Raw genomic sequence first — 11,779 nt, 5'->3', positions numbered from 1 at the left:
CATCAGAAAAGCCGTGGAGTTTCTAAATTCCACGGCTTTTATAATTTTTCTATGAAACTCCAAAAAGTCTCGCAAAGGAGGCTGTAATAAAACATACACATATGGCAATTCCTGTTGGAATAGCTGCCGCGGCCGCTGTCCATTTTGCACTTCCTGTTTCTTTTTTTATTGTTAAAAGTGTGGTACCGCAAGGCCAGTGCAAAAGGCAGAATAAAAGTGAATTAAGTGCAGTAAGATATGTCCATCCATGTGACAAAAGTATTTGTCTTAATGAATCTATACTCTGAAAATCGATCATGGAACCTGTAGACAAATAAGACATTATAAGTATTGGAAGAACTATCTCATTTGCAGGCAATCCCAATATAAAGGCCAGAAGTATATACCCGTCAAGCCCTATTAAATGTGCAAAAGGCTGAAGAAAAGCTGCTGCATGTCCTATAATGCTCATATTGCCTATATACACATTTGCGAGTATCCAGGTGATTATTCCTGCCGGTGCTGCAACACTTACTGCCCTGGCAAGTACAAATATGGTTCTGTCTATGATTGAAGTATATACAACTCTTCCTATCTGAGGAATTCTATATGGTGGAAGTTCAAGAGTAAAACTAGATGGATATCCTTTTAAAATTGTTTTCGAAAGTATTTTTGAGGTTATTAAAGTTATTATGACTCCAAGCACCACTACTCCCGTGACTGAAAGAGCAGGAAGAATACTTGAAAACTTTCCTCCTGTACCTGCTGCCAGAAATACCGACGATATGGCAATCAAAGTTGGAAATCTACCATTGCATGGCATGAAATTATTTGTAAGTACCGCTATAAGTCTTTCTCTTGGCGATTCTATAATCCTGCATCCTACAATTCCAGCAGAATTACACCCTAATCCCATACACATGCTGAGACATTGTTTACCGTGTGCGCATGCTTTTTTAAAAAAATGATCCATATTGAATGCAACCCTTGGAAGATATCCAAGATCCTCCAGCAGCGTAAAAAGCGGAAAAAATATCGCCATAGGCGGCAGCATGACGGAAACCACCCACGCCATTGTCCTATAAAGCCCAAGCACCAGGATTCCATACAGCCATTTTGGGGAGCCTGCATTTGTAAACCACATTGTAAGTTTATCCTGAAAACTGAACAAAGCTCCTGCAATCATGTCAGATGGAACATTGGCACCGGCAATTGTTATCCATAACACAGCTGCAAGCACGGCAAGCATAATGGGTATTCCAATTATTCTTGATGTGACATACTTGTCTATTTTTCTGTCTCTGCTTGTACCGTCATTTTTATTTTTTACACATATCTGCTTTGTAATTTCAGCATTTTTATATATTTCGCATGTAATATCATCTCTTATACTGCTCTTCCCGCAGCATGCTTTTATGTTCTCCATTTCATTTACTACAAGCAGTCTTCTCTCATCATCAATTCTAGAAAGTATCTTTCCTACAATCTTCTCATCACCGTCTATAAGCCTAAGAGAAAGCCACCTTGAATCGACTCCGAGTTTTTGTCCCTCAACAATTGGCTGAATCCTTTCGACTTCCTCTTCTATATAATCCTTGTAAATTATTTTTTTGGGTCTTGGAATTATGTCCTCACAAGACACAGCCTTTATAGTATTCTTAAGATCATCAATTCCATCCATGCTTCTTGCAGCTGTAAGCACAACAGGAATTCCAAGCTGTTCTTGTAGTTTTTCACCATCCACTTCTATCTTTTTCTTTTTCGCCTCATCTATCAAGTTCACACACAATATAACCTTTTGTTTAAGCTCCATTATCTGATATACGAGATTGAGATTTCTTTCAAGACACGTAGCATCCGTCACTACAATTACAGCATCCGAATTTCCAAAACATATAAAATTCCTTGCAATTTCCTCTTCAACCGAAGATGAAAAAAGCGAATATGTTCCAGGCAGATCAACCAAAACACAGTTTCTAGCGCCTATTTTAAACTCTCCTTTTGCATTTGTTACAGTCTTTCCGGGCCAGTTTCCGGTATGCTGTTTCAATCCTGTTAATGCATTGAATACCGTACTTTTGCCTGTGTTTGGATTTCCTGCAAGAGCAACTACATATTCACCTTCCTTTTTTTTAATCTCGTACATTTCCTTCATAGAATCAAATCCTGTAGACTGATACGTAAGACCCATTTATACCTCCAAAAAAATTTTTAATATACATATACAAGTGAAGCTTCATCTCTTCTTAAAGCTATCATGGCACCTCTTATGTTATAAACAGTCGGATCTCCCGAAGGCCCTCTTTGAATAACCTGAACCTCGGCATCTTTTGTAAGTCCTATTGCAAGCATTCTTTCCCTGAGAAATCCATGTGATACAAGTTTGCCAACCTTTACAAAATTTCCTGTTTCAACACTACTAAGTTCCCTCACCTTTTCATCCTCCTCAAATTAAAATTGTTTCCTGGAACTCATAAAGTTACCTTAAACTAACTTTATATAATCAAACTATGCATACCGTTTAAATAATGTGAAAAAACAACTGCGAAATATTCGTCGCAGTTGTTTTTTATTTATTGTAAATCAAATTTTTCAAAAATCTCAAGAAATTTATCTATATCCTCTTCGGTATGTTTTACGCTCAAAAATACCGATTCAAATTGTGAAGGTGCAATGTAGATTCCATGACTTATCATATGGCTGAAATATTTTGCAAACAATTTTGTGTCACACTTTTTTGCATCCTCATAATTTCTCACTTCTCCTTCTTTTGTAAAGAATATTGAAAACATGGCACCGCATCTGTTCACTACAACAGGAATCCCCTTTTTCTTTGCTATACTCTCAACTCCACTTTGCAGTCTGCTTCCCAGTTTTTCAAGATAATCATAATACCATTCATTTTCATGAAGCGCTTTTAAAGTGGCAAGTCCCGCGGACATTACTATAGGATTTCCAGACATTGTACCAGCCTGATAGACAGGACCTATTGGAGACAATTTTTCCATTATGTCACGCCTTCCACCGTATGCCCCACATGGAAATCCTCCTCCCATTATTTTAGCAAAAGTAGTAAGGTCGGGCTTTATTTTATAAATGCTCTGCGCTCCCTTGTATGCAACTCTGAATCCGCTCATGACCTCGTCAAATATCAAAATGCTTCCATTGTGGCTGCAAAGGTCTCTAAGTCCCCTCAAAAACTTTTCATCGCCGGGTACAACTCCCATATTACCGGCAACAGGCTCAACTATTACGGCTGCTATGTCATCATATTTTCTAAAAATATCTTCCACACTTTCAATATCGTTGTATCTTGCTATTATTGTATTTTTTATACTGTCTCCAGGAACCCCTAAGCTTCCTGGAATTCCCTCAGTCATAACACCTGACCCAGCCTCCACAAGGAAATCATCATAATGTCCATGATAACACCCTGCAAATTTTATTATCTTGTCGCGTCCTGTGTATCCTCTTGCAAGTTTTACAGCACTCATTGTAGCTTCAGTACCTGAATTTACCATTCTTATCATATCAACATTATCCAGTGTCCTGCATATATATTTTGCAAGTTCAAGTTCAATCTTTGTTGTAGCGCCAAATGATAATGCACCTTCACAGGTAGCCTTAACCGAACGAACAACCCTTTCGTCACAGTGCCCTAAAATCATAGGACCCCATGCACAAACAAAGTCTATATACTTTCTTCCATCCTCATCATATATATAAGCACCACTGCCTTTTTTTATAACTGGAGGATTGGCATCAACATCCTTAAATGCTCTGACCGGACTGTTTACTCCCCCCGGCATATACAGTTTGGATTCTTCAAATATATCATCACTTTTCATATGTATCCTTCCCTTCTAATCATTTCTGCAAAATATTCTATTTATGATGTCAATACATTCCCTTTCACTGCCTTTTATCTTTTCTTCTTTAAGTACATCAATTGCCCTGTTTATATACGCCCTGGCAGTACTTTCTATCAGTGTCCTTGCAAGAAGTTCATCATTCCTTGTATGCCTTTTGTTTACATAGGTCTTTATTCTCTTCTCACATATTGAATGTCCATACATCTTTATTTTCTGTATCTCGGGTGAAAGTTCAAGAAGTGTATTCCACCTATCAAATTCGTTAATATATTTATCAATTATATATCTGTAACTTGACATTCTTTCTCTTCTTTTTTTCTTGTTTTCACCATCTATTCTTCCTATACTGTCTATGTCATAAACACAAATATTGCTGAGTTCTTTCACTTCCAAACTCACATCTCTCGGTACTGCAAGATCAAATATCCTGATTTTTGAATTAGGAAGTTCGCCCTTACTTATTATTTCATGGGGAGCTGATGTACAGCTGAAAATACAATCTATGGAACTGTAAAATTTCTTTCTGTCATCAAATTCCACGAATTTTATTCCACTAGAACTGCCTTCTAAAGATAAAGCTGCCTTTTCAGGATTTCTTGATACGACATATATTTTTTCCGCACGGGTTCTATTCAAGTATTTCAAAATCAGTTTGCCTATCTTTCCAAATCCTATAATCATGTAATTTGCACATCTTTTACTTTCTGCCTCTTTTACAGCTATAGATGGAACAGATACAGGTATTTCGTACATTTTGCACGTATGCTTGAACTCTTTTCCACAGGAAAGTGCACACTGAAAAAGTTTGTGAAGCCGCCCTCCTGCCGTTTGGGCTTTTACAGCTGATTCATAGGCATCTTTTATCTGTCCAAGTATCTGGTCTTCACCGAGAATTCGCGAATGAAATCCGCAACTGACTTCGAAGAGATGCTTTACTGCGCCATTTTGCCCTGTATAAAAAACATATTCTACAATACCAACGTCCCATCCAAGGCATTCAAATAAAATATCTATGAGTTTTTTACCCTCAACTTCGGAATCCACATAAACTTCCGTCCTATTACATGTGCTCACAATTACAATGCTTCCAAGTACTTCCCCAGCCTTCTTCAGACTCGCATAAAGCCTTGCAGGTACAATAGAAAACTTCTGTCTTACATCAATACCACAATTACTTCTTATTCCTACAAGTTGTATCATATCCATCAACTCCAATATACATATCTACTGCTATCTTCCAATATACAACCGCTTATACAGCATTTCAGGCATATGATTTTCAATCATTTTTTGCGCTGTTTTAAAGATATCATATTCAAACCTCACATACTCAATGCTCATGTTTTCATCATCAAACATCACAAAACATCCCCTCTTGTCTCCATCCCTTGGCTGTCCAACACTTCCTACATTTATTATGTATTTACATGTTTCCACATCAAGATTCATCCTGCTATTTAAATCATATACATGACTTATTTTTCCTGTATTATTTCTAACAAACACACATGGATAATGAGTATGTCCAACAAGCAAAACATTCTTTTCCATCTTTTCAAAGTTTATTTTAAGAATTCCCCTGTCTCCCTTTATATAATTAAATTTTTCCGGTGCTGTAATATCTCCGTGTACTACTGTAAATCCTTCATAATTTCTTACATAAGGAAGCAAATCAAGGAATTCGATTTTTTCGTATTCAAGTTTTGATATTGTCCAGAGGAGAGCCTTCTTTGCATTCTCATTAAACCATCCAAGCATTTCACGGTTAACCACTGCATAGTCATGGTTTCCCTTGATACAGTCAAAATTTTTCACTTTTTCTATACATTCATTTGGATTACACATGTATCCCACAATATCACCAAGTACAACAATTTTTCCGGAACCTCTTCTTTCTATAACTTCAAGTGCAGACTCAAGAGCCTCAAGGTTGCCGTGAATATCCGACATTATAAAATACTTCACAACAGACACCCTCCCCATAAATTCAGGATTTATTTTTCAGTCTCTCTATTTCAAGCAATCTATGCGACACTTCTTTTTCTGCTCCCTCTTCCGTTGGAATGTAATATCTTTTATCCTTCAAGTTGTCTGGAAGGCACTGCATATCAGCCACCTTTCCATCAAAATCATGAGAATATTTATACCCTTTATGATATCCAAGGTCGTCCATAAGCTTTGTCGGTGCATTTCTGAGATGAAGAGGTACAGGCTCTGCAATTGTACCAAGCGCATCATTTTTAGTCTTATTGTACGCCGCATAAACTGCATTTGACTTTGGAGATACTGCCATGTAAACTGCCGCATGGGCAAGATTCACCCCACACTCCGGCATTCCTATGAATTTCACCGCCTGGTACGCAGAAGTCGCCACCTGGAGTGCAAAAGAATCTGCCATGCCTATGTCCTCGGAAGCAAAACGAATTATTCTTCTTCCAATGTACAGTGGGTCCTCCCCTGACTGCAGCATCCTTGAAAGCCAGTAGAGCGCCGCATCTGCATCACTGTTTCTCATTGACTTGTGAAATGCTGAAATTAAATTGTAATGTTCTTCTCCATCCTTATCATAAAGCAGTGCTTTCTTACCTATACACTGTTTTACAATATCTTCTGTTATAAAAGCCCTTCCACTTCCATCCGAAGAACTCATAACCGCCATTTCAAGGGTATTGAATGCTGTTCTTGCATCCCCATTTGCATAGACTGCAATAAGTCTTAGCATTGAATCTGAAACTTTTATGTCCATATATCCAAATCCACGTTTGTCGGTTATGGCTTTTTTAAGAAGCGCCACTATATTGTCTACAGTAAGTGAACGCAGTACAAACACCCTGCATCTTGAAAGAAGCGCCGAATTGACTTCAAAAGAAGGATTTTCCGTCGTCGCACCTATTAGAATTATATTTCCCTTCTCAACATGAGGTAAAAACGCATCCTGCTGTGCCTTGTTGAACCTGTGGATTTCATCTACAAATATTATGGTCCTTATGCCCATCTGTCTGTTTTTTCTTGCCTTCTCCATTACTTCCTTTATTTCCTTTATTCCTGAGGAAACTGCACTGAATGTAACAAACCTTGCCTTTGTAATCTTTGCAATTATCATAGCCAGAGTTGTTTTTCCAACCCCCGGCGGTCCCCAAAATATCATAGAACCTATATTATCAGAGTATATAAGATTTCTGAGCATTTTCCCACTGCCCAGTATATGCTCCTGACCTATGTAATCATCAATACTTTCAGGTCTCATCCTTTCCGCAAGTGGAGATGACACCTTTCTGTCAAACATGGAACTTTGCATATAATCCATAAAAACACCTTCACCATAAATTTATCTAATATAATACTATCACAAATGCAGACACATCAAAGTATTTTTTGTACAAAATCAAAATTTCAAGTGCCAAAAAAGCTGCATATTCATATAATTTAATAAATACCTGTCTATCATTATACATAATAGATAATTATTATGCGTAAACATTTAATAAATAAGGAAGTATATAGGAGGATATTAATGGACTTTAAAGATATAATAAAAAAAGACAGGGAAGCAAGCAGGAAAGAAACATTTGAGGGGACATTTTTGGAATACCTTCAAATTATAAAGGAAAATCCAGACATAATAAAACTAGCTCACAAAAGAATGTACGACATAATAGTAAACAAGGGATATGAAATTTTAAAACCCGAGGAAAACCCAAGGATTAAAAAACTATACGGAAATGAAACCATAAAAAAATACAACTTCTTTAAAAATGATTTTTTCGGGATTGACCGGGTAATCATGAAACTTGTAAATTATTTTCATTCTGCTGCAATGAATGGTGAAGAATCAAGACAGGTTCTATACCTTGTAGGACCTGTAGGTGCCGGCAAATCATCACTTGTAGAATCAATAAAAAAAGCTCTTGAAACTGCAAAACCAATATATGCCCTTAAAGACTGTCCTATGAGGGAGGAGCCTCTCCATCTTATTCCAAAGCATCTTAGGCATGACTTTGAGGAAAAACTCAATGTTGAAATTGAAGGAGACTTGTGTCCCGTATGCAAATACAGACTAAAGCATGAATACAACGGGGAGTATGAAAAATTTCCAGTTGTAACCACAGATTTTTCAATACGCTCCAGAAAAGGGATAGGAGTTGTACCTCCTGTCGATCCCAACAATCAGGATACTTCCGTTCTAACAGGTTCTATTGATATATCCAAAATGGACATGTATCCTGAAGATGATCCAAGAATATTTTCATTAAATGGCGCATTCAACGTAGGCAACCGCGGGCTCGTAGAATTCATAGAAGTGTTCAAAAATGATGTTGAATACTTGCACACTATAATAACTGCAACCCAGGAAAAGTCAATTCCTTCACCGGGAAAAGGATCAATGATATATTTTGACGGTATAATACTCGCCCACTCCAATGAATCCGAATGGAACAAATTCAAGTCAGACCATACAAATGAGGCAATTCTTGACAGGATAGTAAAGATAGAAGTTCCCTACTGCCTGGAGCTAAATGAAGAAGTCAAGATATATAAAAAAATACTGTCAAAGAGCAGATTTAACGCCCATATTGCACCTCATACCCTTGAAATCGCCGCAATGTTCGCCATACTATCCAGACTGTCGCCATCAAACAAAGTCGATCCAATGACAAAACTCAAAATCTACAACGGAGAAGAAATCGTAGAAAAAGGTACTACAAAAAAAATAGATTACTCAGAGCTCAAGGAAGAAGCCGGTATGAGAGAAGGAATGTCCGGAATATCTACAAGATTCATTATAAAAGCTCTCGACAACGCACTTTCAAACTCCGAATACAACTGCATAAATCCACTAAGTGTCATGGATAGCCTTGTAAAGTCAGTAAAAGACCTTGACACTGCAGAGGACAGCAAAAAAAGATATATTACATTTTTAAAAGACACTATAAGAAAGGAATACAATAAATTTCTTGAAAAAGAAGTCACAAGAGCCTTTATTCACAGTTTCAGAGAACAGGCCGAAAGTCTGTTTGACAATTATCTCGACCATGCAGAAGCCTTTGTAAATAAAAATAAAATAAAAGACCAGTCAACAGGTGAAGAACTCGACCCTGATGAAGAATTCATGAGATCCATCGAGGAACACATAGGTATATCCGAAAGTTCTTCAAAGGGCTTCCGAAGTGATGTTACCTCATACATGTTCTACGTAATACGAAACGGCGGCAAAATGGACTATACTTCCTATGAGCCTCTAAAAGAAGCTATAGAAAAAAAGCTCACAACTTCTGTAAAGGAACTTTCAAGAATTATAACAAAATCAAAAGTTCGAAACAAGGAACAGGATGAAAAATACAACTCCATGGTACAAGAGATGAAAGCAAACGGATATTGTGACAACTGCTGTGACGTCATATTAAAATACGCTGCTAACAATTTATGGAAGGACTGATTTTATGGCCATTTTCAGGGAATTCGATTCAGCAAGCCATCATGACAGATCCCTAGAAGACAGACGGCGTCACAGACAGCTTGTAGAAAAATCAATAAAGGAAAATCTTGCAGACATAATATCAGAAGAAAGTATCATAGGACAAAGCAGAAACAAGAAGATAAAAATCCCTATAAAAGGGATAAAGGAATATCGTTTCATTTACGGAAATGGAGGTTCACAGATTGGAAGTGGAAATGGATCTCAAAAACAGGGAGACAAAATAGGAAGACTTCCAGAGGATAAAATTCCCGGCATGGATGGAAAACCCGGAAATGAAGAAGGTGAAGATATATATGAAACCGAGATAACTCTCGAAGACCTTATGATATATCTCCTTGAAGATCTTGAACTTCCCCTGATGGATAAAAAAAGATTCAAGGAACTTATATCAAAACATTCAAATAAGAAATCCGGTTATCAAAAGAAAGGAATAAACCCGAGGCTTGCAAAGAAAAGAAGCGTGGTTGAAAAATTAAAAAGACGTCAGAGCACAAAACGTACACTTCAAGAACAAAACAGTGGTAAAATCTGCGATATTAAAAACAAAAGATTCCCGTTTCGGGAAGATGACCTGAGATATTTTAGAATCAAGGAAAAGCCAAAACGCGAGCTTAATGCATCAATAATATGCGTAATGGATACCTCCGGTTCCATGGACAATACCAAGAAATTCCTTGCTCGTTCCTTCTTCTTCATACTATATGAATTCATAAGAATGAAATACAACAACGTAGAAGTAAAATTCATAGCTCATTCCACAACCGCCAAACTTGTCACTGAAAATGAATTCTTCCATAAGGTTGAATCCGGTGGAACCTATATATCAAGCGGCCTTAAAAAAGCTTTCGATGTCATATACGAAAACTACAATCCAGCCTACTGGAACATATACACGTTTTATGTAAGCGACGGTGACAACTGGATTGAAGACAACGACAGGGCACTCGAATACGGAAGAAAATTAAGTGGTGTGTGCAATCTGTTCAGCTACGCTGAAATTATTCCAAGCTCTTATGGAAGCAATATAAAGGAAATCTTTGAAAGAGGCATTAAAAAAAAGAATTTTACAGCTGTAACCATAAATGAAAAAGGTGACTTGTGGAAATCCTTAAAAAAAATATTAAAAAAAGAATTTGAAACGGAGTGATTTAATGGACTATTCATTATCCGGCTTAAAAAACTGGTGCATCAAAATTGAAGCTGCAGCTAAAAAATCCGGTCTCAATTTCTATCCACAGGAATTCGAAATTGTCGGCTTTAAAGATATGATAGGGTATGAAGCTTACCTTGGTATGCCGTCAAGATACCCACACTGGAGTTTTGGAAAAGCTTATGACCGTTCTGAATCACTGTACAGATACAACCTTGCAGGTTTGCCTTATGAAATGGTCATAAATTCAAATCCCTGCATAGCCTATCTTATGAAGGACAACACTCTCCTTTTGCAGATACTTACCATGGCTCATGTGTACGGACACAATGATTTTTTCAAAAACAACAGACTTTTCAGCCAGGGTACCCGTGCAGACTATACTATAGAAATGTTTAAAAATGATGCTGACATAATACGCAGTTATATAAACGATCCGAGCATAGGATATGAAGAAGTTGAAAAAATATTGAATGCAGCCCATGCTGTAAAATTCCAGACAGAACAAAGCGTATCAATGAAAAAAAACTATAGTACAGATAATGAATTTGAAAATGACATATTAAAATATATAATATTGAATGGAAAGCTTTCTGAATGGCAGAAGAACGTACTAAATGTGGTAAGAAAAGAAGCCCTGTACTTTATTCCCCAAGTTGAAACTAAAATCATGAATGAAGGATGGGCAAGCTACTGGCACTATAAACTTCTGCATATTCTTGACCTTCCACAGCCGCTTCATCTTGAGTTTCTAAAGAGACACAATGACGTTATAACACCATTTTCAGGATCAATAAATCCCTATCACCTTGGATTCAAGATATTCGAGGACCTCGAAAAAAAATATGGAATCAAAAAGATATTTGAAGTAAGGGAGATAGAAAGAGATGAATCATTCATAAGAAGATATCTCACAAAAGAACTGTGCAGCAGCCTTAACCTGTTTAAATATTCAAGGGAAGGTAAAAACTATGTAATAGACGACATTTCCGACAATAAAGGATGGATTGAAATCAGAAATACACTGTGCAAAAACTGCGGCATGGGCTCCATACCCAAAATATGTGTAAAAAATGATTCAAATCGCAGTACAACACTTTTCCTCAAACATATTTACGACGGGAGGGAACTTGATACTGGATATACTGAAAAAACTTTGAAATATATATACGACCTCTGGAAGAATCCAATTGAACTCACAACAGTATTGAATAAAAAAAATACCAAAATATGTTGCAGCGAAGAAAAAAAAGTATCATATAAATCAGCATAATAAGTTAATTGAAACAAGCCGGTGTA

At 37.0% G+C, this 11,779-nt stretch carries 9 protein-coding genes; 3 read left to right on the top strand and 6 right to left on the bottom strand.

Annotated elements, in window-relative coordinates; translation table 11 throughout:
* Positions 1 to 49 precede the first annotated feature (49 nt).
* The 6 genes from feoB to AC4CVH_RS00595 all read right to left on the bottom strand — a co-directional run bounded on the left by feoB (position 50) and on the right by AC4CVH_RS00595 (position 7,158).
* Positions 50 to 2,170: a ferrous iron transport protein B gene (feoB, locus tag AC4CVH_RS00620; RefSeq protein ID WP_490785775.1), complete on the bottom strand. Its 2,121-nt coding sequence runs from the start codon at positions 2,168 to 2,170 to the stop codon at positions 50 to 52.
* 20 nt (positions 2,171 to 2,190) lie between these two features.
* Complete coding sequence (locus tag AC4CVH_RS00615) at positions 2,191 to 2,412, bottom strand: FeoA family protein (protein WP_490785774.1); 222 nt, start codon at positions 2,410 to 2,412, stop codon at positions 2,191 to 2,193.
* A 140-nt stretch (positions 2,413 to 2,552) separates the two neighbouring features.
* The gene (gene hemL, locus AC4CVH_RS00610; protein ID WP_490785773.1) at positions 2,553 to 3,827 is read right to left on the bottom strand and encodes a glutamate-1-semialdehyde 2,1-aminomutase; all 1,275 of its coding nucleotides are present in this window, start codon (positions 3,825 to 3,827) and stop codon (positions 2,553 to 2,555) included.
* Positions 3,828 to 3,842: 15 nt separating this feature from the next.
* The gene (gene hemA, locus AC4CVH_RS00605; protein WP_490785772.1) at positions 3,843 to 5,051 is read right to left on the bottom strand and encodes a glutamyl-tRNA reductase; all 1,209 of its coding nucleotides are present in this window, start codon (positions 5,049 to 5,051) and stop codon (positions 3,843 to 3,845) included.
* A 30-nt stretch (positions 5,052 to 5,081) separates the two neighbouring features.
* Entirely contained in the window at positions 5,082 to 5,816 is a 735-nt protein-coding gene (locus tag AC4CVH_RS00600) for a metallophosphoesterase family protein (RefSeq protein WP_490785771.1), read from the bottom strand.
* A 22-nt stretch (positions 5,817 to 5,838) separates the two neighbouring features.
* A complete protein-coding gene (locus tag AC4CVH_RS00595) occupies positions 5,839 to 7,158 on the bottom strand; it encodes a replication-associated recombination protein A (protein ID WP_490785770.1) in 1,320 nt (439 codons plus the stop codon).
* 207 nt (positions 7,159 to 7,365) lie between these two features.
* Between AC4CVH_RS00595 and AC4CVH_RS00590 the strand changes: the two genes are divergently transcribed.
* The 3 genes from AC4CVH_RS00590 to AC4CVH_RS00580 are packed head-to-tail and all read left to right on the top strand — an operon-like array spanning position 7,366 to position 11,753.
* Positions 7,366 to 9,288: a PrkA family serine protein kinase gene (locus tag AC4CVH_RS00590; RefSeq protein WP_490785769.1), complete on the top strand. Its 1,923-nt coding sequence runs from the start codon at positions 7,366 to 7,368 to the stop codon at positions 9,286 to 9,288.
* 4 nt (positions 9,289 to 9,292) lie between these two features.
* Positions 9,293 to 10,477 carry a sporulation protein YhbH gene (gene yhbH / locus AC4CVH_RS00585; RefSeq protein WP_490785768.1) on the top strand — a complete coding sequence of 395 codons (1,185 nt, stop codon included), beginning with the start codon at positions 9,293 to 9,295 and terminating at the stop codon, positions 10,475 to 10,477.
* Between the two features lie 4 nt (positions 10,478 to 10,481).
* On the top strand, positions 10,482 to 11,753 hold the full coding sequence (locus AC4CVH_RS00580) for a SpoVR family protein (protein ID WP_490785767.1): 1,272 nt from the start codon (positions 10,482 to 10,484) through the stop codon (positions 11,751 to 11,753).
* The last annotated feature ends 26 nt before the right edge of the window (positions 11,754 to 11,779 follow it).

It is taken from the genome of Clostridium pabulibutyricum, assembly GCF_058242705.1.
The sequence above is the reverse complement of the archived record's forward strand: the minus strand, read 5'-3'. Positions and strand labels throughout refer to the sequence as shown.

What these genes read in the sequence shown, in the direction of transcription:
- yhbH (WP_490785768.1), top strand. Translation starts at nt 9,293, where the DNA reads ATGGCCATTTTCAGGGAATTCGATTCAGCAAGCCATCATGACAGATCC.
- hemL (WP_490785773.1), bottom strand. Translation starts at nt 3,827, where the DNA reads ATGAAAAGTGATGATATATTTGAAGAATCCAAACTGTATATGCCGGGG.
- AC4CVH_RS00590 (WP_490785769.1), top strand. Translation starts at nt 7,366, where the DNA reads ATGGACTTTAAAGATATAATAAAAAAAGACAGGGAAGCAAGCAGGAAA.
- hemA (WP_490785772.1), bottom strand. Translation starts at nt 5,051, where the DNA reads ATGATACAACTTGTAGGAATAAGAAGTAATTGTGGTATTGATGTAAGA.
- AC4CVH_RS00580 (WP_490785767.1), top strand. Translation starts at nt 10,482, where the DNA reads ATGGACTATTCATTATCCGGCTTAAAAAACTGGTGCATCAAAATTGAA.
- AC4CVH_RS00595 (WP_490785770.1), bottom strand. Translation starts at nt 7,158, where the DNA reads ATGGATTATATGCAAAGTTCCATGTTTGACAGAAAGGTGTCATCTCCA.
- feoB (WP_490785775.1), bottom strand. Translation starts at nt 2,170, where the DNA reads ATGGGTCTTACGTATCAGTCTACAGGATTTGATTCTATGAAGGAAATG.